At 67.9% G+C, this 24,033-nt stretch carries 25 protein-coding genes; 23 read left to right on the forward strand and 2 right to left on the reverse strand.

Annotated elements, in window-relative coordinates:
• Positions 1-74 precede the first annotated feature (74 nt).
• From AC2DFQ_RS05025 to AC2DFQ_RS05075, 11 genes are all read left to right on the forward strand, one after another.
• Positions 75-821 (forward strand): GntR family transcriptional regulator, encoded by a 747-nt coding sequence (locus AC2DFQ_RS05025; RefSeq protein WP_484508096.1) that lies wholly within the window; start codon positions 75-77, stop codon positions 819-821.
• Between the two features lie 180 nt (positions 822-1,001).
• On the forward strand, positions 1,002-2,186 hold the full coding sequence (iolM, locus tag AC2DFQ_RS05030) for a scyllo-inosose 3-dehydrogenase (RefSeq protein WP_484533145.1): 1,185 nt from the start codon (positions 1,002-1,004) through the stop codon (positions 2,184-2,186).
• A complete protein-coding gene (locus tag AC2DFQ_RS05035; protein WP_484533146.1) occupies positions 2,183-3,157 on the forward strand; it encodes a cyclase family protein in 975 nt (324 codons plus the stop codon). Before iolM ends, AC2DFQ_RS05035 begins: the two co-directional genes overlap by 4 nt.
• Positions 3,158-3,241: 84 nt before the next feature.
• Positions 3,242-3,988 (forward strand): GntR family transcriptional regulator, encoded by a 747-nt coding sequence (locus AC2DFQ_RS05040; RefSeq protein WP_484508099.1) that lies wholly within the window; start codon positions 3,242-3,244, stop codon positions 3,986-3,988.
• An 81-nt stretch (positions 3,989-4,069) separates the two neighbouring features.
• Complete coding sequence (locus AC2DFQ_RS05045; protein ID WP_484533147.1) at positions 4,070-5,425, forward strand: FAD-binding oxidoreductase; 1,356 nt, start codon at positions 4,070-4,072, stop codon at positions 5,423-5,425.
• Positions 5,426-5,460: 35 nt separating this feature from the next.
• On the forward strand, positions 5,461-6,240 hold the full coding sequence (locus AC2DFQ_RS05050) for an SDR family NAD(P)-dependent oxidoreductase (RefSeq protein WP_484508101.1): 780 nt from the start codon (positions 5,461-5,463) through the stop codon (positions 6,238-6,240).
• 162 nt (positions 6,241-6,402) lie between these two features.
• Positions 6,403-7,410 carry a VOC family protein gene (locus AC2DFQ_RS05055; protein ID WP_484508102.1) on the forward strand — a complete coding sequence of 336 codons (1,008 nt, stop codon included), beginning with the start codon at positions 6,403-6,405 and terminating at the stop codon, positions 7,408-7,410.
• Between the two features lie 150 nt (positions 7,411-7,560).
• Positions 7,561-8,364 (forward strand): shikimate dehydrogenase family protein, encoded by an 804-nt coding sequence (locus AC2DFQ_RS05060; protein ID WP_484533148.1) that lies wholly within the window; start codon positions 7,561-7,563, stop codon positions 8,362-8,364.
• Positions 8,361-8,648 carry a muconolactone Delta-isomerase gene (locus AC2DFQ_RS05065; protein WP_484508104.1) on the forward strand — a complete coding sequence of 96 codons (288 nt, stop codon included), beginning with the start codon at positions 8,361-8,363 and terminating at the stop codon, positions 8,646-8,648. Before AC2DFQ_RS05060 ends, AC2DFQ_RS05065 begins: the two co-directional genes overlap by 4 nt.
• Positions 8,649-8,679: 31 nt before the next feature.
• Entirely contained in the window at positions 8,680-9,069 is a 390-nt protein-coding gene (locus tag AC2DFQ_RS05070; protein WP_484508105.1) for an ester cyclase, read from the forward strand.
• Positions 9,070-9,171: 102 nt separating this feature from the next.
• A complete protein-coding gene (locus AC2DFQ_RS05075; protein WP_484533149.1) occupies positions 9,172-9,372 on the forward strand; it encodes a cupin domain-containing protein in 201 nt (66 codons plus the stop codon).
• Between the two features lie 23 nt (positions 9,373-9,395).
• Here AC2DFQ_RS05075 and AC2DFQ_RS05080 read toward each other — a convergent pair whose 3' ends face one another.
• Complete coding sequence (locus tag AC2DFQ_RS05080; protein ID WP_484508107.1) at positions 9,396-10,625, reverse strand: alpha/beta hydrolase family protein; 1,230 nt, start codon at positions 10,623-10,625, stop codon at positions 9,396-9,398.
• A 320-nt stretch (positions 10,626-10,945) separates the two neighbouring features.
• On the opposite strand from AC2DFQ_RS05080, the gene AC2DFQ_RS05085 reads away from it, so the two are divergent.
• The 7 genes from AC2DFQ_RS05085 to AC2DFQ_RS05115 all read left to right on the forward strand — a co-directional run bounded on the left by AC2DFQ_RS05085 (position 10,946) and on the right by AC2DFQ_RS05115 (position 18,239).
• Positions 10,946-12,163 carry a sugar ABC transporter substrate-binding protein gene (locus AC2DFQ_RS05085; protein ID WP_484533150.1) on the forward strand — a complete coding sequence of 406 codons (1,218 nt, stop codon included), beginning with the start codon at positions 10,946-10,948 and terminating at the stop codon, positions 12,161-12,163.
• A gap of 97 nt (positions 12,164-12,260) precedes the next feature.
• The gene (locus AC2DFQ_RS05090) at positions 12,261-13,802 is read left to right on the forward strand and encodes a sugar ABC transporter ATP-binding protein (protein ID WP_484508109.1); all 1,542 of its coding nucleotides are present in this window, start codon (positions 12,261-12,263) and stop codon (positions 13,800-13,802) included.
• Positions 13,799-14,803 (forward strand): ABC transporter permease, encoded by a 1,005-nt coding sequence (locus AC2DFQ_RS05095; protein WP_484508110.1) that lies wholly within the window; start codon positions 13,799-13,801, stop codon positions 14,801-14,803. Before AC2DFQ_RS05090 ends, AC2DFQ_RS05095 begins: the two co-directional genes overlap by 4 nt.
• A complete protein-coding gene (locus tag AC2DFQ_RS05100) occupies positions 14,800-15,855 on the forward strand; it encodes an ABC transporter permease (RefSeq protein ID WP_484533151.1) in 1,056 nt (351 codons plus the stop codon). The genes AC2DFQ_RS05095 and AC2DFQ_RS05100 overlap by 4 nt, the downstream gene beginning before the upstream one ends.
• Positions 15,856-16,110: 255 nt before the next feature.
• Complete coding sequence (locus AC2DFQ_RS05105) at positions 16,111-16,716, forward strand: TetR/AcrR family transcriptional regulator (protein ID WP_484508112.1); 606 nt, start codon at positions 16,111-16,113, stop codon at positions 16,714-16,716.
• Between the two features lie 120 nt (positions 16,717-16,836).
• Positions 16,837-17,250, forward strand: coding sequence for a hypothetical protein (locus AC2DFQ_RS05110; protein WP_484508113.1), 414 nt, complete (start codon positions 16,837-16,839; stop codon positions 17,248-17,250).
• Positions 17,247-18,239 carry a hypothetical protein gene (locus AC2DFQ_RS05115; protein WP_484533152.1) on the forward strand — a complete coding sequence of 331 codons (993 nt, stop codon included), beginning with the start codon at positions 17,247-17,249 and terminating at the stop codon, positions 18,237-18,239. Before AC2DFQ_RS05110 ends, AC2DFQ_RS05115 begins: the two co-directional genes overlap by 4 nt.
• Here AC2DFQ_RS05115 and AC2DFQ_RS05120 read toward each other — a convergent pair.
• The gene (locus tag AC2DFQ_RS05120) at positions 18,236-19,708 is read right to left on the reverse strand and encodes an amidohydrolase family protein (RefSeq protein WP_484533153.1); all 1,473 of its coding nucleotides are present in this window, start codon (positions 19,706-19,708) and stop codon (positions 18,236-18,238) included. The two genes, AC2DFQ_RS05115 and AC2DFQ_RS05120, sit on opposite strands and share 4 nt — an antisense overlap.
• 142 nt (positions 19,709-19,850) lie before the next feature.
• On the opposite strand from AC2DFQ_RS05120, the gene AC2DFQ_RS05125 reads away from it, so the two are divergent.
• The 5 genes from AC2DFQ_RS05125 (at position 19,851) to AC2DFQ_RS05145 (ending at position 23,958) form a co-directional block, all read left to right on the forward strand.
• Positions 19,851-20,546: a helix-turn-helix domain-containing protein gene (locus AC2DFQ_RS05125; protein WP_484508116.1), complete on the forward strand. Its 696-nt coding sequence runs from the start codon at positions 19,851-19,853 to the stop codon at positions 20,544-20,546.
• Between the two features lie 129 nt (positions 20,547-20,675).
• Positions 20,676-21,878: an acyl-CoA dehydrogenase family protein gene (locus AC2DFQ_RS05130; RefSeq protein ID WP_484508117.1), complete on the forward strand. Its 1,203-nt coding sequence runs from the start codon at positions 20,676-20,678 to the stop codon at positions 21,876-21,878.
• Between the two features lie 28 nt (positions 21,879-21,906).
• Positions 21,907-22,476: a flavin reductase family protein gene (locus AC2DFQ_RS05135; RefSeq protein WP_484533154.1), complete on the forward strand. Its 570-nt coding sequence runs from the start codon at positions 21,907-21,909 to the stop codon at positions 22,474-22,476.
• Positions 22,477-22,530: 54 nt separating this feature from the next.
• A complete protein-coding gene (locus tag AC2DFQ_RS05140; RefSeq protein WP_484508119.1) occupies positions 22,531-22,917 on the forward strand; it encodes a RidA family protein in 387 nt (128 codons plus the stop codon).
• A gap of 114 nt (positions 22,918-23,031) precedes the next feature.
• A complete protein-coding gene (locus AC2DFQ_RS05145; protein ID WP_484508120.1) occupies positions 23,032-23,958 on the forward strand; it encodes an N-acyl homoserine lactonase family protein in 927 nt (308 codons plus the stop codon).
• The last annotated feature ends 75 nt before the right edge of the window (positions 23,959-24,033 follow it).

Consider the following 24,033-nt stretch of genomic DNA (forward strand, 5'->3'; position numbering starts at 1 on the left):
ATTCCTCGCCTGCGCTGGCATACTGGTCGTATGTTTGCTTGGACCGGTGCAGAGAGCGGGAGGTGACCGTGCCTATGGCTGTCGAATCCGATGATCGGGCGGTGGGTGTCACGGAGGCGCGGAATCAACTCCGGCAGGCGGTGCTGCGCACCGAGCTGCGGCCGGGCGCGGTGTACGCGCAGGACGAGGTGCGAAAACTCCTCGACGTGGGCCGGACGCCGTTCCGCGAAGCCCTGCGCATGGTTCAGGTCGAACAGCTCATCGAGATGCTTCCGAACGGGAGGCTCCGCATACCCGAGCTCTCGATGGACGATTTCACACAGGTGCAGGTCGCCCGAATCGCCCTCGAGTCAGCGGCCCTCCGGTTGTCGATCCCGAAGCTCAGGCCTGAGGATCTTGCGCATCTCGAGGGATACATGGCCCAGATGTCGCACTACTTGAGTTCGGATCACTTCGATCGGGTGGAGACTCCGCACCTGGAGTTCCATCACGGGCTCATCGTCGACGCTGGTTCGACGATCGTCTCGAAGATCGGCGAACTCAGCGACCGCGTGCGGCGCTATCGGTGGGCTCACGCGGTGGAGTTGCGCGACGACTGGGTGAATCGGACCGCGGAGCATCGGGCGATTCTGGATGCCGCGATCGCCGGGGACGTCGAAGCTGCCGTCGCGCAGCTCGTTCGGCACTACCTGAGGGCGGGGTTGTTGCTCGCTGACCTGACGCAGGCTTCCGACGGCGCAGCCGGCCGGGAGAAATTCGAGGCGGCCGTTATGGCCAGCCTTGCTCCGAGCGTCCGGTCGGATGTCCTGAAGCTCGGGTAGGCGGAGGGCCACCCTCTGTGACGCCCCGTGCCGTCTAGCCGGGGCGCCGTTCTCCCTGGCTGGGACCAGGTGGACATGCGTCTCGCTATTGTTCGCCAATTGAGCCAGTTGTATACTTTCGCGTGTATTGAACCCGATAAGGTGTTCAGGATATCCAGGCACATGAGAGGGCAATGGCGCATGAGAGGTCTTGTGGTATCGGCGGACTGGAAGCCCAAGGAGGGCTACCGGGTCACCGCTGCGGAGGAACGAACCGGTCGCGTGCGACTGGCGAACCAGGTTCTTCATAACCCGACCCTGGCGGTTGCCGAGCGCCCGGACGCCGTACTCGCGGGTGACCATGACGTCCTGATCCGCAATGTCGCCAGCGGCATCTGTGGAAGCGACCTTCATATGGTGATCTCTGACGGGGACGGGTACATGGACCTTCCGGCGCCCTTCCGCGTTCCTGTGGCCCTCGGACACGAGAACTCCGGCGTTGTGGTCGAGGTCGGAAGCCAAGTGACCCGCGTCAAGCCCGGCGATCTCGTCGCCGTGGAGGCCCAGGTGGAGTGCGGAACCTGCCGCGCGTGCCTGCGGGGCCTGAAGGCCGCCTGCGAAAACCTGTGGGACCGCGGCTTCACGCTCGACGGAGGCACGGCCACGATGTCCGTCGCGCACGAACGGCACTGCTGGCCGTTGACGGATGTGGCGGAGCGATTCGGCGAGCGCAAGGCGGCCGACATCGGCGCCCTCGTCGAACCGGCGAGCGTCGCATACAACGGGATGGTCAACCGCGCCGGGGGCTTCCGCCCCGGCGACACCGTCGCGGTCTTCGGCGCCGGTCCCATCGGTCTGGCCGCGGTCGCACTGGCGAACGCGCTGGGAGCGGGCCGCGTGCTCTCCATCGACCCTGTCCCTTCCAAGCGGGAGATCGCCTCCGCGCTCGGCGCCACGGAGACTTTCGATCCGACTACCGGGCGGACGGAGGAGTGGCTGCTCCAGGTGACCTGCGGTGCCGGTGTCGACATGGCGGTGGACGCGACGGGCGTAGGTCGACTCGTGATTCCGCAGATCGTTCCGATCATCGCGGTGGGCGGCAAGATCGTCTCCGTCGGGGCGAACATGGCACCGGTCGAAATGGACACGATCAAGCTGATGTTCCGGGCAGCATCCATGCACTTCACACTGGGGCACCTCGGGGGTGGGTTCCCCGCCGTCATCGCGCTGCACGCCGCGGGGAAGCTCGACCTGACCAGCATGGTCACGGCGCGCTTTCCCCTGGACGACGGACTCGGGGCGATGGAGCGAGCCCTCAAGGGGCAGGACGCCAAGATCCTCATCTATCCGCACGTCGAGGACTACGAAAGGGCAGTGTCCGCATGAGTGCTGGTACGCCGCTGGTCACCACGGAGGCCATCGATGAGTACATCGCGAAGTACTCGAACTGGGGCCGTTGGGGGGTCGACGACGAGCTCGGAGCGGTCAACCTCATCACCCCATCGATCGTGCGAGGCGCGGCCCATGCCGTGCGTGCAGGGCGTGTCGTCGGGCTGGGCTTGCCGTTCGACCAGAACGGACCGCAGACCGGGGTGCTGGGACGGACCAACTGCCTGCGATACTCCACGGCGACGGGCACCGATCATGCCGAAGGACTGCAACGCCTGGCGGGGGAGCCGCTGCCACATGGCTTCGGGTTCGCTGACGACGTCATCGTGATGCCGTTGCAGTCCGCGACACACTGGGATGTGCTCTCGCACATCTTCCATGACGGGCGCATGTACAACGGGCGCCCGTCTTCGACGGTCACTGCCGCGGGAGCCCAGTTCAGCGGGGCCGAACTCTGGCGCGAGACTCTGGTCGGCCGTGCGGTGCTCCTCGACCTGCCCGCCACACTCGGAGTCGAGTGGCTCGAGGATGGGCACGCCATCGACGCCGACCAGTTGGACGCGGCGGCGGAGTTCGGAAAGGTCGAGATACGGGAGGGCGACATCCTCCTGCTGCGGACGGGCAAGCTCAAGCGCGCCCGCGCCGAGGGGTGGGGTGCGTATGCCGGTGGCGACGCGCCGGGCCTCAGCTACTACACCGTGCCGTGGCTCGCCTCGCACGGGATCGCGGCGATCGCTAGCGACACCTGGGGCGTCGAAGTCCGGCCCAACGAACTCCCTGGGGCGTTCCAGCCCTTCCATATCCCTGCACTGGTCTACATGGGGCTCGCGCTCGGGGAGATGTTCGACTTCGAGGGGCTGTCCCAGGCCTGCGCGGAGGAGGGGCGATACGAGGTCTTCTTCTCTGCGCCGCCCCTCGCCTTCACGGGGTCCGCCGGTGCTCCTCCCGGACCGGTCGCCATTCTCTGACCCTCGCGGGGGGCGGCGTGTGGCAATCGATATAAGAGCGTCTGTGGTGCGAATCAACACCTCGGCAAGGGAGCGGAGACCGCGGTGACGGTCGTCAAGGGACAGGGTGCCGTCGGGGTTCCCGAGGTTCGGGACCGCCTCCGGGAGGCGGTCCTCAAGGGTCGCCTGCGTGAAGGAACCCTGCATTCGCAGGACGCCGTCATGGACCTGCTCGGTGTCCGCCGCACGCCCTTTCGCGAGGCTGTGCGCATGGTGCAGGCCGAAGGGCTTCTTCAGGTGCTGCCGAACGGTCGCTTGAAAGTGCCCGAGCTCTCGATGAGCGCTTTCGGGGAGATACAGATCGCCCGCATAGCGCTCGAATCGGCTGCCGTGAGGGTTGCCGTTCCGCGCCTGGATATGGACGACCTCGCGCGGCTGGAAGGCCTGATGGCCGAAATGTCGCACTACATCGGCAATGCCGACTTCGAGAGACTGGAACGCCCCCACGTCGCGTTCCACCTGGGGCTGGTGGCGCCGGCAGGACCGGTCTTCCTCGGAGCGATCGCCGACCTGATTGACGGCGTGCGCCGTTACCGATGGGCGTTTGCGACCGGGCTACCGCGCTTCTGGGAGGAACGCTTCACCGAGCACCGCGCCATCCTGGACGCGGCAAAGGCGGGGGACGGTGAAGCAGTCGCGCGCGAACTCGCCCGCCACCACATCCAGGCGGGGATGCGGTTGGCTCGCATGATGGGCACGATCGGCGGCGCGACAGAGAGGGAGCGGTTCGCACGCGATCTTCGAGAAAGCCTCCCGCCTCAGCACCAGCGTCTCGTCGAAATGTCGGCCTGAGGCTCCCGAGGCTTTCAGGGTCTATACTTCCTCGATAACGCATATTTTACCTGCAAAATATCCAGAATCTTGGAGTGCCCAATGACGGACATGGCAAAGACGGAACCAGTGGTGCTCGCTCAAGGAGACGCCGCCTACGAGGAGGCCAGACGGAACGCCGTCTGGAATGGGCGCACTCCGGCGCGCTACCCGGACGAGATCGTGCTCGCCGAGAGTGCCGGCGATGTCGTGGCTGCCGTGCGCCGCGCCGTCGAACGTGGGATGCGTATCGGTGTGAAGTCCGGCGGGCACAGCTGGGCGGGCAATCACCTGCGGGACGGCGGCATGCTGCTCGACGTTTCACGGCTGAACCAGCTGGAGGTGGATTCCGAGGCCCTGACCGCCGTGGTCGGACCCGGGTTCAAGGGGCTCGCCGGCGCACTCCAGCCCTACGGGCTCTTCTTCCCGGGGGGCCACGATCTCGACGTGGGCGTCGGCGGCTACCTTCTGCAGGGCGGCTTCGGCTGGAACGGCCGCGTCCACGGTCCGGCATGCATGAGCGTTCAGGCGATCGACGTCGTCACCGCCGATGGCGAGCTCGTACACGCCGACGAGCACCAGCATCCTGACCTGTTCTGGGCGGCCCGCGGGGCCGGGCCCGGCTTCTTCGGCGTCGTGGTCGCGTTCCATGTCCGCCTCTACAAGGCGCCCGGCTACATCGCGAGCAGCCTGATGCGATTCCCCTTCGACGTCGCGGACGAGCTGTTCCCGTGGGTGCAGCAGGTCGCCCCGACGCTCGCCCGCGAGGTCGAGCTCTCCCTCTTCATCCACCGCGCGGAGAACGGCGAGCCCGAGATCACGCTCACAGCTCCTGCCTTGGTCGACACCGCGGAGGAGGCTGCCGCAGCGCTGGCCTTCGTCGCCGAGTGTCCTCTGCGGGAGCGGGCGCTGGAGGTCGTGACAGCCACCGAAGCCTCTTTGGGCGACCTGTACGCCGGCGTCGGCGGGTTCTATCCCGCCGGGTCGCGCTACGCGGTCGACAACATGTGGACCCACGCGCGCGCCGCCGACCTGCTGCCGGGGATGAAGGAGATCGCCCGGACGCTACCGCCCTACCCCTCCGCCATGATGTGGAACCACTGGGGAGGGGACTGGCCGGAGCGTCCCTCCATGGCGTTCAGCGTCGAGGACGAGACATACATCGCCGCCTACGGGGTCTGGGACGATCCCGCGGACGACGACCGCTATGCGACGTGGGCGGAGGAGCGGATCGGCGCGATGGCCCACCTGTCCACCGGAATCCAGCTGGCTGACGAGAACCTCGGTCGTCGACCGGCTCGCTTCGTCTCGGACGAGAACCTGGCGCGCCTGGATGAGATCCGTCACCGGTACGATCCGGCCGGCCTCTTCCACCCGTGGATGGGGCGACTGCCCTCGCCGGACCTGTCTCACGGATGACCTGCCCGTTCCCCCACGTCTGAATCGAGGGTTCCATGCGTTTGAAGGACAAAGTCGCTGTCATCACTGGAGGTGGTCAGGGCATCGGCCGCGGCATCGCGCTGGCTCTCGCTCGCGAGGGCGCGCGCTGCGTCCTCGCGGCGCGAACTCGCGCGAACCTGGAGGCCGTCCAGGCGGAGATCGAAGCGGCGGGCGGGGAAGCGTTCGTCGTGCCGACCGACCTTCGCTCCGAGGACGAGATCGACGATCTCGCCCGGCAGACCCTCGATCGATTCGGCCACGTCGACGTCCTCGTCAACAACAGCGGTGTTACCGGCCCGATGAAGGAGCTGTGGAAGATCGACCCCGCCGAGTGGGACGAGACCTTCGACGTCAATGTCCGCGGGGTCTTCCTTACCTGTCGGGCCTTTCTGCCTTCGATGATCGAGCGGCGCAGCGGAAACATCATCATCATCGGCTCGCCGTCGGGAAAGCGCCCGCTGCACGGTCGCACCGCGTACACCACGGGAAAGCTCGGGCTGGTGGGATTGGTGCGCACGCTCGCGTGGGAGATCGGTCCCTACGGTCTGCGCGCCAACCTCATCTCCCCGAGCGGGTCGGACGGACCGCGCATGGATGCGATGCTGCGAGGCCAGGCGGAGACGCGAGGAATCACGTACGAGGAGGTCCACGCGGAGTTCCTCCGCCTGTCTCCCCTCGGCCAGTTCACGCCGGCGGAGGACGTCGGCAATGCCGCTGTCTTCCTGGCTTCGGACGATTCCGCGTCTGTGACGGGTGAGGATATGAACGTCTCTTCCGGACTCGTCATGTACTGAGACTGCATATTTGCTTGGGATAGCGGATTAAAGGGCCTATAATATACAAGTCGTACGCGATTCGTCTGGATGCAGCGATGTGTCGTATCCGAGCCGCTCACCCATCAACGGAGATCCGCCGTCGGGCAGTCGAGTCGCCTTACCAATCGAACGGAGAACACCATGTCAAACCGCACGGTTTCCCAGCTGGCATATGTGGAGTTGGCAACGCCGCAGCTCCAGCAGTCGCGGGACTTCTACGTCAACGTGCTGGGAATGACCGAGGTCGCCCATAACGACGCGGGGATCTTCCTCCGCGCCTGGGGTGACTTCCTTCCCTACAGCCTGCAGCTGACCGAGGGTGCCGAGGCGCAGGCGGTGCGCATCGGGTGGCGTGCCGACAGCGCCGAGGATCTCGAGCACGCCGTCGAGGTGCTCACCGCCGACGGCGGCGAGGGCGAGTGGACCGGGGAGAACCTGGGGCGCGGTCGCGCGTACCAGTTCCGGTCGCCGGGTGGACACGGGCACGAGATCTTCTGGGATCTGAAGTCCGTGGAGGTTCCCGAGAACCTCCGCTCCACCTACCCCAACCGTCGCCAGAAGTTCTCTCCGCTCGGAGTGGCGGCTCGTTCGATCGACCACGTCACCTTCGGCACCGACGATGTGCTCCGTGACGTCTCGTGGTTCCGCGACAAGCTGAACTTCCGCTACATGGAGTACACCGCGCTGGACGAGTCTCCGGAGACGCCGTTCTTCGGCATGGTGTCCACCACGGAGCAGGCCCACAACCTCGGCATCCTGCACAACACCACCGGCGTCTCGGGCGCGGTCCACCACGTCGCCTACTGGCTCGACCAGGAGATGGACGTCTATCGTGCCGCCGACGTCCTCATCGAGGCGGGCTTCCCGGTGGAATACGGACCGGGCAAGCACGGCATGGGCGAGAACACGTTCCTCTACGTCCGCGAGCCCTCGGGCTTCCGGATCGAGCTCTTCTCCGGTGGCTACCGCAACTACATGCCCGACTGGGAGCCGGTCGGCTGGCTAGCGAAGCAGGGCTCGCTGGACGCGTTCCGCAACCGGTCCGTTCCCGACTCGATCAACGAGCTGTTCCCCGGCGGTCGTGCCGGCGCGATCAACCCGGAGGGCGACCTGGAGACGAGCCCGTTCGCCATCCGCGGCATCAGCTGACCGAAACCAGCGCCTCAGCCGTCCCGTGCGGCATCCCGCGGCCGGTGCCGAGTGGTCATGGCCCCTCGGCGCCGGCCGCGCCGGTGTTCCCGGCGGCGGCGGCGATCATGAGACGGGCCGCGGTGCACGCGGCCACGGAGAGGACCTGAGATGACGCTCGACCCGATGGAGATCACCGGGATGACCCGGACCGTGTTCGTGATCGCCGATCCGGTGTTCCAGCTGCGGACGCCGCAAGCGCAGAACGCGATCTGGCGCGAACGCGGTGCCGACCTGGTCACGGTGCCCGCACATGTGCCGGCCGCGCACCTGCGCTCCTTTCTGGACGTGATGCGTGCCACCCCGAGCACGGCCGGTGCTGTCGTGACGGTGCCGCACAAGCAGGATGCGGCGGAACTGTGCGACGAGCTGGGCCCGGACGCCGTCATCAGCGGAGCGATCAACGCGATCCGCCGCACGGAGGACGGGCGGCTGGTGGGCGACACCTTCGACGGCGCCGGCTTCGTGGCCGGGTTGCGCGCGCAGGGGATTGATCCGGCCGGCCGCTCGGTGCTCCTGATGGGTGCCGGCGGCGCGGCGAGCGCCGTGGCCGCTGCCCTCGTCGGCGCGGGGATCGCCTCGCTCGACATCGAGAACCGCACGCTCGCCAAGGCGGACGCCTTGGCCGAGCGGCTCTCCGACCGGCTGGGGTTCGCGGACGTCACCGTCGGCGGAACCCGTGCGGCCGACGCCGACCTGGTCGTCAATGCGACCTCTGTGGGGATGACCCCCGGCGCGGAGGTCTCCTTCGACGTGGATCGGTTCGCTGCGGGCGCCGTCGCGGCCGAGGTCATCGTCTCCGCCGAGCTCACGCCGTTCCTGGCGGCGGCGGCAGCTCGCGGGCTGGCCGTCCATGAGGGCAGGCACATGCTGGTCGGCCAGATGCAGCCGATCGCCGATTTCCTGGCAGGGTGATCGCCGTGGAGTTCCTGGTGAACATCCGCATCCAGTTGCCGCCGGACATGCCCGCGGACGTGGAGGGGGAGTTGCGCCGAGGAGAACTGGCTCGAGGACTCGAGCTCCGCGAAGCCGGCACTCTCCTGCGCGCCTGGCGGGTGCCGGGCAGGCGGGAGAACTGGAGCCTGTACTCGATCGCGGATGCCACGGCCCTCCACGACGTGCTGAGCTCTCTGCCCATGTGGCCGTGGATGGACATCGACGTGCATCCGCTCGCCGAGCATCCGCTTGAGCAGGCGTGATGACCCACGGGTCGACGGGAAGGTGCCGCGGATGTCCGACAGAGACCTACGGGCGTTCTACGCGCGCTACATCGAGGCGCTCAACGCCCACGAGTTCGACCGTATGGAGGAGTTCGCTCACGAGGACGTGTCGCAGCAGGGGGAGCCGGCGTCGCGCGACGCCCTCATCGCCAACCTGCGCTCGATCACCGATGCGGTGCCCGATTTCCACTGGGAAGTGCAGGAGCTCGTCGTCGACGGCGATCGTCTCGGCGCGCGCCTGCTCAATTCCGGCACGCCCACGAAGGAGTGGCTGGGGGTGGCGCCCCATCACCGGCGGTTCGAGATCGTCGAGTACGCGATCTACACCCTTCGCGACGGCAGGTTCCGGCACATGTCCGCCATCCACGACGCCGCCGTGCTGAGGCAGCAGCTGCAGTGAGCACCGCCGGCGTGTGATCGACGACACTGGATATGTGGACGAACCTGTTGCCACAGACGTCGCCGCGAAGATCGACCACGTCGTAGCGCACTGGACCCCCGGGTGGTGGGGCTCGAGGGGAGCGAGGACGTCCACCTCGGGCCTGGCCAGTTCTACGTGGTGCCGCGCGGCGTCCGGCACAACCCCGTCGCCGACGAAGAGGTCCATATCGTCCTCATCGAGACGGTGACCACCGCGCACACCGGGGACGTCACCGTGTCGGGCGGTGTTCCGATCGAGCGTCAGCTGGGCGACTTCGCCTGACGCCCGGTCGGACGACCCCGGCCTCAGACGATGGCTTCGGGAAACGCGCGCGACCGGGAGTGGGCGTCCGAGGCCGGGAGCTCCCGCACGGTGCGGTCGATCCAGTCGCAGATGTAGTCGCGGACCACCGGGATGTTGTCGACGCTGCAGTGCTCGACGCCGCCCTCGCGGTCGGTGAAGATCTTCAACTGCGGGGCGGGGGAGTTCACGAGATCGTCGTAGAGGGCGTACGCGTAGCGCAGGGGGATCTGCCGGTCGTGCTCGCCGTGCACGACGAGGAAGGGGACGGTGATCCGGTCCGCTACTCCCCGGAGGGTGACCTTCGGAGCCAGTTCGAGGAACTCCTCGAGGCTGTCGCTTCCCCACACCCACTGGACGTGGTCCCAGTAGTGCGGGACGGGGCGGTCTCCCTCATCGCGCATGCGCTGAAGCTGGACCTCACCCCAGTCGTAGTTCGATCCCCAGGCCACGCCGAATCGGATCCGCGGCTCGAATGCCGTCGCCCGCGGGCCGTAGTAGCCGCCCAGCGACCACGCGACCATGCCGATGCTCTCGCTGTCGATCTCCTCGCGGGTCTCGAGGTAGTCGATGCAGGCGCTCGCCCAGATCTCCGTCTCGGGGATGGCGCGCAGATCGGCCAGGCGCAGCGCCTCGCCGGAACCCGGTGTGTCCACGATCAGTGTCGCGATCCCGCGGCGAGCCAGTTCCTGTGCCGTGCCGGTGCCGTAGATCTGCTCTTTCGTGCTGTCCAGACCGTTGAAGAAGAGGACGCACGGCACAGGCCCCGGCCGATCGGGCACGACGAGGATGCCGCCGAGATCCGTGTCGCCGAAGGGCACCCGCACCCGTTCGCCGGGCTCGCCCGATAGCTCGAGGAAGCGCCCGAACGTGTCGAGGGCGTTGGCGTAGGCGGCCTTTCGCGGAGCGTACGTGCGCGCCTGCATCCGCTCCGCCGTCTGGTAGTACACCGAGGCCCGTCCGTATTTCAGGCCCGCGCTGCGGAGATTGCCGGCGGCCTCGTCGTCCTTCGCCAGTTCGACGAGGCGATCACCGAGGCGGCACCACTCCTCGAAGAACGCCAATGCGGCGCTGTCGTCGTTCGCACCGATGCGGCCCTGAAGCTCGCGGCATGCCCGATCGACTTCACCGATCTGGCCGCCCACGGCCAGAGCGAGTCCGACGGACAAGTTCCACACGTATCTCCCGGGGAAGGGTTCGAACATCGGGACCTCCAGCTGGGTGGTGGCGAGCAAGGGTGTGGCGCCTGCGATGCGGGCGCCGAAACCGCCCTTACTTGGGCGAGTCGCTGCGGCGCGCGTGCGGACGTCTGCTGCATCGGCCGACCGGATGAGAGCGCGACGGTGCGTTTAGAATATACAAATATGGAGGCTGCCGCAAGATTCGGCGTCAATATATGAAAGGCGCCGACCGGACTAAACCGAGCCGCGACCGGACCGGTTTGACATATCGTATCCAAACCCATTGACAAAATGCAGTCGCGAGAGTGATATTCAACCTGACGGTGTCCTAGAGGCAAGCGGGCAGCGATGTCCACATCACGAAGGAGTGATCCATGTCGACGACGAGCAGCACACTCAGGTGGCCGAAGCGGTTGGCGCAGGGCTGGCGGTCGCTGAGAGTCGCGGCGCGGGGTTCCGGCCTACGGATCGGCCGCGGGGGCAAAGCGCTGATCTCCGGCGCGGCGATCTGCGTCCTGGTGGCCGGATGCGCGAGCGGCGCAGGCGCCGGGGGCTCCGAGGGGAGCGCCGAGTCCGGTGCCAAGCAGATCGTCTTCTTCGGGCTGGACCGGGCGATCTGTCCGTGCCTGGACCTGATGTACGCCGGCGTCGACGACGAGGCCGAGAAGCTGGGCGTGGACGTCAAGTACGTCTTGTCGGGCCTTGACCAGTCGGCCCAGGTGCAGCAGATCCAGCAGTTCATCGACAGCGGACAGAAGCCGGACGGCTTCATGGTGATGGCCCTCAACCCGAAGGTGGTCTCCGCCTCGGTCAAGAGCCTCACCGCCGTCGCTCCCGTCGTGCAAGTGCAGATCGAGCCGGAGAAGGAGGACTTCGAGTTCATCTCGGCGTTCGCCGGGCTGAACCCCGAGGCGATCGGAAAGGTGATGGGCCAGGCGCTGGTGAAGGTGCGCGAAGACGTCAAGGCGTCCGGGAAGCAGCTGCACAGCCCGGAGGGCAACCTGCTGGTCGTGGGGGCGATGCCCAACTACCCCGAGTACGAGCGGCGGCAAGCCGCTGCCTATGCGCAGTTCGAGGACCAGCCGTTCAACATCATCCGCGAACTCCGTGTGGAGGACAACGCCACGCAGGGCACCTACGAGATGGTCACCCAGGTCCTGCCTCAGATCAAGAACGAGGGCATCGACTTCGTGCTCTCCAACAACGGTGACCAGACGGCCGGCGTCATCAAGGCCTTCGAGCAGGCCGGGATCGAACCCGGCAAGGACGTCACCATCGTCTCCGGCGACTGCTCGACGAGCGGATACGGAGTCGAGGATCAGCGCACGGGCAAGGTCGCCGCGCAGGCGGTCCTCTCCCATGACGCCAGCGGGCACATCTGGGTGCAGACGATCCTCCAGGTGATCGCGGCGGGGAAGAGCACCCCGGGCAGCACGATCGCACCGGTGAGCCCGGAAGGCCCCCCGCCCGTGGACCTGGAGGAGGCGCCGTCCCAGATCACGAGTCCGCCGGTGGTGGCCGTCTCCGGTGTCGACGAGCTGGACAGCGTGAAGATCTGGGGCAAGTCCGTCGAAGAGCTCTGCCCCATGTAGTAGCGGTCAGGCCGGCCGGGCGCGACTCGGCCGGCCTGACCGGCCTCGCACCGGCGGCAGAGAGCCGGCCCCACACCCTCGGCAAGAAAGCACAGTGATGTCTGAGCCAGAACCGATCGAGACCCGCCCCCCCGCATCATCCCCGCCCCTTCGTCTTGCCGTACGCGGCCTGTCGAAGCAGTACGGCGCCGTGCGAGCGCTGACCGATGTCGATTTCGAGCTCCGTGCGGGCGAGGTCATGGCCCTCCTCGGCGAGAACGGTGCGGGAAAGAGCACCCTGGTGAAGACGCTCACCGGTCTCGTCCGTCCCGACGCGGGCGTGATCGAGATCGACGGTGTCGACGCCGACCTGTCTACTGGCACGCGCGCCCGCCTGGCCGGTATCGCCGTCGTGCAGCAGGAGTTCAGCCTGGTCGGCTGCCGGAGCGTGGCGGAGAACCTCGCGCTGGGCCGCCCTGGCGCACCAGCGGTGTGGACGCCGCACCGCCTGCGGCAGCAGGCCCTGCCGCTTCTGCGGGAGGTGGGGCTGTCCCACGTCGATCCGGCCACCCTGGTGGAGCAGCTCACGGTCGCCGAGATGCAGCTGGTCGAGCTCGCCCGCGTCCTCGCCGACAACGCCCGGATCGTCATCTTCGACGAGCCGACGGCAGCGTTGTCCGACGCCGAGATCCGCCGGGTCCTGGATGTGGTGCGCCGCCTGGCGGACAACGGGCAGAGCGTCATCTACGTGACCCATCGCCTGCCGGAGGTCTTCGAGATCGCCGACCGGGTGACGGTCGTGCGCAACGGCCGGGCCAGCCCACCGCGCCCGCTCAAGGACCTCACCACCGACCACATCGTCGAGATGATGCTGGGGCGCAAGCTCAGCTCCATGTATCCGAAGCGATCCGGGACCTTCGGCGACGTCAGCGTCGAGGTGACCGACCTGCTCGTTCCGACCCTGCGGACCCCGGTGTCCTTCGAGGTCCGCGCCGGAGAGATCCTGGGCCTGGCCGGCCAGATCGGAAGCGGTGCGGCCGACATCGCGCGCGGGTTGGCGGGCGTCGTGCCGGCCACCGCGGGCGCCGTGCGGATCCGCGGTCGTGACCTTGCGCTCGGCCGGCGCCACGCCGGCATCAAGGCCGGGGTGGCGTACTGCTCCGCCGATCGCAAGCGCGACGGCATCTTCGCCGACGTGAGCGTCCGCTACAACATGTCTTCCCCGTGGCTCCGGGCCATCGCGCGCGGCGGATGGCTGTCCCGGGGCAAGGAAGCACGGCGCGTGCGGGCGGATGCCGCCGCGTTCGCCATCGACGGGAGCCGTGTGGACGCCCTGGTCAGGAACCTCAGCGGCGGCAACCAGCAGAAGGTCGCCCTCGGCAAATGGCTGGGAGTGGAACCGGCGGTCCTCATCGTCGAAGAGCCGACGCGGGGGGTGGATGTGGGGGCGCGAGCGGAGATCTATCAGCGGCTGACGTCGCTGTGCGACGCGGGCATGGCCGTCATCGTGGCCTCCTCCGATACCTCCGAGGTCCTCGGCATCTGCGATCGCGTGGCCGCCTTCTACAAGGGCGAGCTCACCGGGATCCACCGGACCGAAGACCTCACCGAGGAGCGGCTGGTCAAGGCCGTCATGCAGAAGGAGGAGGTCGCCGCATGACCAGCACACCGGTGGCGGCTCCAGTGGTGGCGGCTCCTCCGGGTGGCGTCCCCGACCGCGGGTCAGCCGTGCGGAGGATCTTCTCCCCGGAGGTGAATCTCCTCATCGCCGTCCTCGCGCTGTTCCTGGCCGGGATGTTCACGACGCCGGGATTCGCCACCGGCGAGAACGTCGCCGCCATCCTCCTGAGCGCCTCCATCACGGGCATCGTCGCCGTCGCGATGACCCCGATGATCCTCTCCGGCCACTTCGTCTCCATCGCCGGGTCGGCGTCGGGGGCGCTGGCCGCGGTGGTCTTCATCGAGATGGTCAGCTCCGGATGGAGCATCCTGCTCGCCTGCCTCATCACGATCGTCCTGCTCAGCGCGATCGGCATCGCCCAGGGCCTGGTGGTCTCGGGCGGGCTGAACCCGATCCTGACGACGCTGGCCACAGCGACGGTCATCCTCGGCGTACTCGCCACCATCACCGGCGGCACGAACGTCTCCCTCGGAAACCTGGGGCCGTCATGGGGCAACACCGCGTTCCTCGGCCTGCAGATCCCGGTCTACGTGTTCCTCGTCGTCACGGTGCTGGTCGTGGTCTTCATGCGCAAGACCGTCCTGGGGCGGCAGCTCATCCTCTTCGGAGCAAACCGCGAGACGGCGCTTCTCAGCGGGATCTCCAGTGTCCGGGTCGCCCTCGTGGTCTTCGTGATCTTCTCGCTGGGAGTGGCGTTCGCGGGGATCCTGTGGGGAGCCCAGCTCGGCGTCGCAGGCGTCGGAACGCTGCCCAACCTCACGGTGAACTCCATCGCGGCCGTCCTCATCGGGGGCAACGCCATCCAGGGCGGTGTGGGCTCGCCCCTCCGCTCCGCCGTCGGCGCCCTGCTCGTCTCGCAAGCGACGAACATCCTGCTGTTGAACGACGCGAGCAACGGCGTCCAGCAAGCCGTCGTGGGAGCCATCGTCCTCGTCGTCGTGGTCGTCATGCAGATCGTCGCTCGGAGGTCGGGACGATGACTTCGCCGAATGCGCCGCGGCGCGCGCGCCGGATCCCGGGCCTCAGGTATGCCCCGCAGGTCGTCCTCCTCGCCGGGATGTGGGGGTACTTCATCGCCTCCAGCACGACCTTCCGCGGCACCTCCGCCGTCTATCCCGTCCTGCAATCCTTCGCCCTGCTGGGGATCGTGGCCCTCGGCATCGGCCTGACGATGATCGTGGGGGAACTGGACCTGTCGGTCGGGTCGATGGCGGCGCTGGCAGGAGTCATCGCGATCATGTTCGCCGACCTGGGGCTCGTGCCCGCCGCCCTGATCGCCGTCGCCTTCGGAGCTGTTTACGGGCTGTTCCAGGGCGTTCTCATCACACGCTTCGGAATCAGCTCCCTCGCCGTGACCATCGCCAGCCTCATCATGCTCAAGGGCGTTGCGCTGGCGCTGACGGGGGAGGCCCCCATCAGCGCGAACGATCTCTCCCTCGGCGAACCGCTGCTCCAGAGGTTCTGGCTGTTCTCGACGGCGAGCCTCCTGGCCGTCGTGCTGTTCGTCCTGGTGGGGCTCTTCATGACCTACACGCGCCTCGGCCACGAGATGTACGCCACCGGGGGTGCGCGGAACGAGGCCCGAGCGGCCGGAGTGCGCACCGGCATGTCGGTCGTGACGGCCTTCACGCTTTCGGGCGCGTTCGCCGCGCTGGCCGGTACGCTCATCGCGCTCAGCTCCGGCGTCGCGTCACCGACGAACTTCACGACCCTGCTTCTGGCGGCGCCGACCGCCGTGCTGGTCGGAGGCGTGGCGCTGACCGGCGGCCGGGGCACGGTGCTGAACATCGCGCTGGGCGTGGCGATCATCTCCCTGATCGCGAGCGGGGCGGGGGACCAGGGCCTGCAGCCGAGCGTGGCCCAGCTGGTGACGGGCGGGCTGCTGGTCGCTGTCGTGGCGATCGAGTTCGGTCGGTCGCGGCTGGCCGTCGCGCGGCAGCGCCGGTCGTCGGCGCCTGCCGACCGGGCGGGGTCGCCGCACGCGGAAGCGCTGCCGGTCGGAGCCGGGCGTGGGGGACGGGCAACGCCATGACCGATACGACCGGGGATCCGGTGATCCGGTGATCCTGGCGAGCTATCTCACGCTCGCCGGAGAGGTGTCGCCGGAAGTTCGAGCAGAAGCCAGGTCAGCCCGCGCGACATCTCAGTGCGGATCGAAGCGGCCGGTGCCGCCGGTTACCGCGGACTCGGGCTGACCCTCCCCGACCTCGAGCACTGGCGAGGGGTGCACGGCGCCACGCGTATCCGGCTCTCGAACCGGTCCAAGGGGCGGGCGTAAAATCGGCCAATGACTAGTACCCGGAGTCGTGCGGCCGGTCGGCCGAGAGCGTTCGACGTGGATGAGGCGTTGGACAGTGCGATGCAGACCTTCTGGCGGCACGGCTACGAGGGATCCAGCCTGACGGATCTCACCGGCGCCATGGGAATCACGAAGACCAGCATGTATGCGGCGTTCGGGAACAAGGAGGAGCTCTTCCGCAGGGCCCTGGACCGCTACCTCCACGGGCCGTCGGCGTATGTGTGGCACGCGCTGGCGGAACCGACCGCGCGTGCGGTGGCCGAGGCCCTGCTGCGCGGCGTCGTGCAGACGACCACCCTGCCCGACAGCCCCCATGGATGCCTGACCGTCCAGGGCGCCCTGGCAGAAAGCGACGGATCCCGGCCTGCCCACGATCTCCTCGTCGACTTCCGCAACGATGCGGGCGACCGTCTGACGGAGCGCTTCCAGCGCGCCATCGACGAGGGTGACCTCCCACCGGACGCCCCGGCGGTTCGGCTGTCCCGTCACCTCATGACGATCATCTTCGGACTCGCGGTTCAGGCCGCCAATGGCGTCGACCGGGCCGAGCTCGAGGACGTCGCCGCCGACGCGCTCCGCGGCTGGATGCCGTAGCGCAGGCAGGGACTCCCTGCGAATCGGAAATTATGTACCGATCGGTGCGGTTCGCAGTATCCTGGCGCCCAGGAAGGCCCTCGGCCACACACGGGTTGAGCGCCGCAGAGAGGAACTGCCATGCTCGACAGCGTCCACCAGGTCATCGCCGGAGTCATCCTTCTCAGCGTCATCGGAATCGCCTACGGCGGCCGCTTCGTCTTCACCGCGGTCACCGGACGGTTCCCGGCCAACGACCTGCAGAAGTCGTTCTTCCGGGCCGGGCACGCCCACGCGGCGGTGCTCGTCATCCTCGGTCTGCTCACGATGGTGATCGTGCAGGCCAACGACGTCCCCGAGCCGTTCGCGACGGTCTCCCTCGGCGTGTTCGTCGCGGCCATCCTGATGCCGACGGGGTTCTTCGTCTCGGTCATCGGCAAGGATCCGGTGCGCCCCAACCGTGCCATCGTGCTGCTGTGGATCGGCGCGATCGTGCTCACGATCGGGGTGCTCGCCGCCGGCATCGGTCTCATCATCCGCGGCGTCTCCGGATGACCACCGTCGTGGAACCGCTGCCGAAGCTAGACCACTGGCATCGGCCGCTGCTGGTGTTCGCCATCACGATGGTGGCGTTCGCGATCGGCGCCGCCGTGATGGCCGCCGTGGATCCACGGGAGGTGACCGGCGCGGGGGTGTGGTTGAAGCCGCTGAAGTTCGCCGTCTCCGGCGCGATCTACACCCTCACGCTGGCGTGGTTCATCGGACAGATCCGGCAGGGACGCCGGATCGCCGACCGGGCAGGAACCTGGGTCGCCATCGGGTTGTCCACGGAGATCGTGCTCATCTTCACGCTGGCGGCGTTCGCGCAATCGAGCCACTTCAACATCACCACTCCGCTGCACACCGTGGTCTGGGGCGTCATGGCAGCCTCGATCGTGCTGGTGTGGGTGATGACGCTGCTGATCGCCGTCGCCATCGTCCGCAACCCGGGCACCGATCCGGCCCGCACGCTTGCCGCGCGAGCCGGAGTGATCCTCGCGCTGATCGGCATGGGCCTGGCTTTTCTGATGGTCTTCCCCACCGCGAGCCAGATCGCCGACTTCCAGGGAATCGTCGGCGCCCACGCGGTCGGCGTTCCGGACGACGGACCCGGGCTCCCGTTCCTCGGCTGGAGCACCGTCGGCGGCGATCTCCGCATCCCCCACTTCGTCGGGATGCACGCGCTGCAGGCGATCCCCCTCGCGCTTCTCGCGATGGAGCTCCTCGGACGGCGCTTCGCGCCGCTGTCCACCCCCCGGGCGCGCTACCGGGTGCTCGTGATCGTCGTCATCGCGTTCTCGGCCGCTCTTGCCAACCTCACGGTGCAGGCCCTGATCGGGCAGTCCATCATCCGCCCGAGCGGCGGGGTGCTCGCCGCCGGAATCGTGATCGCGTCGGGCTCTGCGCTCGCCGTGGCCGCCGTCCTGCTGCGCAGCGGGCGGCGACACGCAGCGGTGGACGAGGACGCCCAGGCGCGCGCGGATGCACGCGCGCCTCGACGCTAGCGGTCGGTGGGCGTGAACCAGCCGTCGGCGGCCAGCTGGTCCCAGATGCCGGTCACGACCTCGCCTCCGCGGCGGATGACCCCCGCCTCGTCATCCACCACCAGGTGACCCTCGCTCACCTGCAGGACGCCCTGAGTCATGACGTTCCGCACCATGCGGCCGTTGGCGTACAGCAGATTGTTCAGGGGCTCCGGGCCCGGGGCGCCGCCGCCGACCAGCAGTCCCGAGACGTCGATCGATGTCAGGTCGGCCAACGCTCCCACCTCGATGCGGCCGAGGTCGTCGCGCCGCAGGCCGATCGCGGGGTTCAGCGTGACCGACTTGATCATGTCCCACACTGTCGGTCGCTTCACCGGCACCGGGCTGGAGGCCCCGATGATGTCGTAGCGCAGCCGGCCGTAGAGCACTGCGAGCTTGGCGTTCTCCAGGAGGTCGTTGGAGTGGGTGTCCAGTCCGACGGCCACGTTGATGCCGGCGCCGAGCGCCTCGATGAACGGCTGGCGCCCCTCGCCGGAGCCGGCTCCTGCGCCCGACGGGCAGTGCACGAAGGTGAAGTTCTCCTTCGTCGCCAGGAAGGGCGAGTCGGCCTCGGGGTCCCAGCCGCCCATGTGGGCGCCGAAGAACGGCACGTCGTACCAGCCGTGATCGTCCACCCACTGCACCGGCGCCTTGCCCCACATCCGGCGCATACGCTCCGCGTCCGAGGGCAGCGTCGCGAGGTGGGTGTGGATGCCGGTGCCGAGCTCCCGGGCGACTGCCGCGATCGCGTCGAGGGTTGCAGGAGTGGCCGTCTCCGGGCCGTGGGGCGCCACCATCGGCTGGATGCGGTCACCCTCCGAGCCGCGCACCGATCGAGCCCACTCGAGGAAGGCTGCGATCTCGGCGAGCGTGGCCGACTCGGACTCGGCCACCAGGCGGTCCTCCGGGGCGAACCACACCGGCAGCATCCGGGAGAAGGTGGGGAGCATCCCGGACGGGTAGCCACGGACGCCCCAGTTCTGCGCGACCCGCACATAGGACTGGGCATGTTCCAGTGACAGCGACTGCTCGAGCTGCGTGGTGCAGCCTCCGCGGAGGATCTCGGCGAGGTTGTACGCGGTCAGGGCGTCCACGTCGTCGCGGGATAGTTGCTCCAGCATCACGGCCGGCACGGCGTAGGAGCGGCCACCCTCGATCACGCCGCGTGTGGGCGATCCGAGGGCGACGTGCGTGTGAGCGGAGATCATCCCCGGGATGAGCAGCTGACCGGTCATGTCGATGCGGACGTCGTTGCCGGCGACCCGGCCCTCCACGATCCGCGCGATCCTGCCGTCTTCCACGACGACGCTGTGATCGGCCGCCAGTTCGACGTCACCGTCGCGGTGCACCAGAGTCCAGCTCGGCTCGAGGATGATCGTCGTCGCCGCCCGCGCCCGCTGGGAATCGGCCAGCACGTCGCTGTTCGCCTGTCGATCGCCCGATGGTCCCATGGTGATCCTCCTCGATCATCCGGGGCGCGATCATCGCGCCTCCGGCCGATGCTATCGGGACTGGGGGAGGTAAGTGTTAAGTATTTGTGAACGCCCGGGATGGGGGGTTGCTAGGCTGTCCGAACGGTATCCGGGAGCGAGCATGTCCACAGCAGAGAACATCGGTGCGCGCATTCGCCACATCCGGCAATCCCAGGGCATCAGCCTGCGGAAGGTCGCGTCCGAACTCGGCGTCTCACCCAGCCTGATCTCGCAGGTGGAGACGGGGAAGAGCCGCCCTTCGGTGGCCATCCTGTATTCGCTGGCGGGCTTCCTCGGAGCCTCGGCGGACCAGCTGCTCGGCCTGGCCGATCAGGAACCGCCCCCGGCCGATCCGACTCCGCCCGCTTCTGCTGCGGTGGCTCCGGAGGTGCAGCGCTCGAGCGAGAACCCCGCAATCGAGATGGAGGACGGGGTGCGTTGGGAGCGCCTCGCGAGCAGCCCGGATGGGCGGGCGGACGCCCTGCTGGTGACCTACCGGCCCGGCGCCTCGAGCTCCGCGGGTGGCAAGCTCACCCGTCACTCGGGGTTCGAGCACGCGTACATCCTCGAGGGTGAACTGACGCTGCAGCTGGACTTCGACGAGTACGTCCTCGGGCCGGGGGATTCGCTGCAGTTCGAATCCGCCAGGCCGCACGCCTATAGCAACCGCGGCTCGGTCGATGCACGCGGGGTGTGGTTCGTCATGGGACGTCGAACGGCCCAGCTCGATCCCCAGCCAGTCGCCGAGATCGTCCGCCGCCAGGGGCCGCTTTCCGGTGCCTTCGACGTGCTCCGCCGCTTCGATCACCTGGACTGAGCCGGGCTGCCCGGGTCTACGTGGACGCCACTGTTCACCATACGTTGACAATCTGAACGCTCGCTGTCACGCTGAGGTTAACACTGGGCGGGAGCCGCCCCCGCTCTCGAACCGACACTGGAGTCCCACATGGCAGTCACCCCTCTCCGTCCCGAGGTCACGGCGATCGTCGAGCAGCTCGACCAGTTGCGCCCGACTCTGATTGCGAGCGGCCGTGAGGCCGATTCCGCGCGCCGCATCCCGCAGGAGAACTTCGACGCGGTGGCTGCGACCGGTGCGTTCAGCATCTCGGCGCCGACCAAATTCGGGGGACTCGCGGCGAACACGGCCGAGTGCCACGCGGTCGCCCGCGCGATCGGTCGCGGCGATGGCAGCATCGCGTGGGTGCACGGCATCCTCGATTCCGGGGCGTGGGTCGTCTCCCTGATGGACGAGCGTGCGCAGCAGGACGTGTGGGGTACCGAGAAGGGCCTGGACTCGTTCATTTCGATCGTGCTGGCCACCACCTCGGACACCGAGCGCGTGGAGGGCGGCCACCGGGTCACGGGCAAGTGGGGCTACGGCACGGGCAGCGTGAACGCGGACTGGTCGCTGCTGGGTGTTCCGCTGAAGAACGACGCGGGTGAGGTGGTGGACGCAGGTCTTGCTCTCATCCCGACGTCGGAGCTGGGTGTCGAGGACAACTGGTATGTCGCGGGGATGAAGTCCACCGCCAGTGTCATGCAGATCGCCGAGGACGTGTTCGTTCCCGAGCACCGGATCTTCCCGTTGACGGCCGCGGTCGAAGGCGACTACCTCAGCGAGAACGAGGAGTTGACCTACCAGACGGTGTTCGTGCCGTCGTTGTTCATGAAGCTCATCGGCCCCCACCTCGGGATGGGGCGCGCGGCGCTGGATTATGTGATCTCCAAGGCCGACAGCAAGGCGATCGCCTACACCGGGTACGCGAAGCAGTCGGATTCGGCCGTGTTCCAGAGCGCGATCGCGAAGGCTGCCGTGCAGCTCGATGCCACCGAGCTCGTCGCCCGCGACATCGCCGATCGCATCTACCGGGGCGCTGAGGACGGCTCCTACGCGCCGTACGCGGAGCGCATCGAGATGCGGGCCAAGGCGGGCTGGGTCGTGGAGACCATCACCACGATGATCCACGACCTGATGACCGCGCACGGCTCGGCCGGTTTCGCGGAGTCCGCCTCGTTGCAGCGGGTATGGCGCGACCAGGCCACCGCGAGTCGCCACGGCCACACCCTTGCCGCGAGCGGCTTCGAGGCCTACGGCAAGACGCTGTTCGGCCGGGAGGACGACGCACGATTCGTGCTCCCCATCGTCTGAGGATCGGCGATACGAGGAGGGACACGACATGACCGGGACGAATTCCGACCCGTGCGTATCGGCGGATGAGTTCAAGCACGCGTTCCGGCATCACCCGGCGGGCGTCGCGATCGTCACCGCCGACGCGGGCGACGGCCCGGTCGCGATGACGGTCAGTTCGGTGGCATCCGTGTCGATCGATCCGCCGACGCTCGTGTTCTCCGCGTCGGCGAGATCGTCGAGCACGCCGAGCATCCGTCGCGCCGAGACCGTCGTGGTGCACCTCCTGGCCTCCGACCAGCTCGAGCTGGCCAAGCTGGGCGCGCGGAGCGGAGTCGAGCGCTTCGGAGACGATGTCGAATGGGGGAGGCTTCCCACCGGCGAGCCGTACTACCCGAACGCCAACGCCTGGCTGCGCGGTCGGGTGATCGACCGCGTCGACGTGCACGGCTCGACGCTGATCGTCGTGGAGGCCATCCAGTCCAAGCCGATCGCCGATGAGGCCGGCGAGCCGCGGCCGCTCGTCTACCACGACCGCAAGTGGTTCGTCTTGAACGACAAGTCCGAGCTGCCCAGAGCCGTTGTCCCTTATTACGTCGTATACGGGCGGGACGACTGAGGGGATCATCCCGATGTCGTCCGCCACAGTGAAACAAAGCCCCGGGAGGAAATCATGACCAACGACCGCATCACCCGCACCGCTTCGCCGACCGTGCCGGGAATCTCCGACAGCACCCGCGTGAAGAGCGGCGACCTCGTGTTCATCTCGGGACAGGTGGGCTTCGAAGCCGACGGCTCCGTCCCGGACAGCTTCGAGCGCGCGATCGAACTCACCTACGGCGAACTGGAGCGCGCGCTGACGGCCGCGGGGGCGTCATACGAGGACGTGGTCCGCGTGAACGTCTACATCACCCACCTCGACCAGGAGAAGCTGGTCACCTGGCGCCGGACGCGCGACCGGATCGTGCAGGCACCCGAGCCCTCGGCCAGCACCGTCATCGGCGTGTACTCGCTCTACAACGGCGCGACGATCGAGATCGACGCCATCGCCGCAGTCTGACGTCGCCAGACCTGAAGGCGTGACGCCGCGACCGACGTGTCCGCGGCGTCACGCCACCCAGCGCGCCCGCGCGACGCCGTCCTGCACGGCACCACACGACGACAAAGGAGTGTCATGAGCATCACAGGTTCAACGAAGTTCCCGGTCACCGCCGACACGGATTACTCGATCTGGTCGCTCGAATTCTGTCATGCGGACATGCCGCACGACTTCTTCGGGGGCTCGGGGATCTTCAGCAACGCGGGCATCGTCCGCATCCCCATGCTGTACACGCTCATCATCGGCGGGGAGGTCGGCGGCAAGCGGCATGTCGCGCTCGTGGACTGCGGCTTCCGCAACGACTACTGGCTCGACCGCTACGCATTCTCGAACTGGGAAAGCCCGACCCAGGTTCTCGCGCAGGTGGGGATCACGCCCGAGGATGTCGACGTCATCCTGGTGTCGCACATGCACTTCGATCACATGGGCAACTTCGAAGCGTTCCCGAACGCCCAGCTGTACGTCCAGTACGAGGAATTCACCGGATGGTCCTCCGCCGTCGACATGGCGAACAACATGTCGACCGAGCAGCAGAAGGCGTGGATCTTCTCCTCCTTCGACCCCACCGACCTCGCCAAGGCCGCACAGGGCATCGCCGACGGACGCATCCGCTTCGTGCACGGTGACCAGGAACTCCTCCCCGGTGTGACGGCTCGCCTCGCGCGGGACTCCCACACCTTCGGATCGCAGTGGTTCAAGATCCAGACCCGCAACGGACCGTTCGTCGCCGCCGGAGACACCGTGTACTGGTACTCCAACATCGAGGGGATGTGGGCCCCCGGCTACGTGCAGGGCAACACCTTCAACCTCATCAGCCTGTACCAGACGCTCCAGAAGGAGCTGCAGGGGGAGACCAGCCGGATCATCCCGGGCCACGACCCGGAGGTGGCGCTGCGGCACACCTCGTGGCTGTCTCCCACCGGCAACTCCATCACGGAGATCAACCTCCGCGAGGACGACGCATCCCGGCGTCCGCACGGGGCGGCGCAGCTGCTCCGCTGAGTCCGGTCGGTGCCACCCGCCGCGTCTGACGCTCTCGCGTCGCGTCAGCGCAGCGGGTGGATCGGGTCGGCGGCG

Source organism: Microbacterium sp. Z11_20 (genome assembly GCF_057197605.1).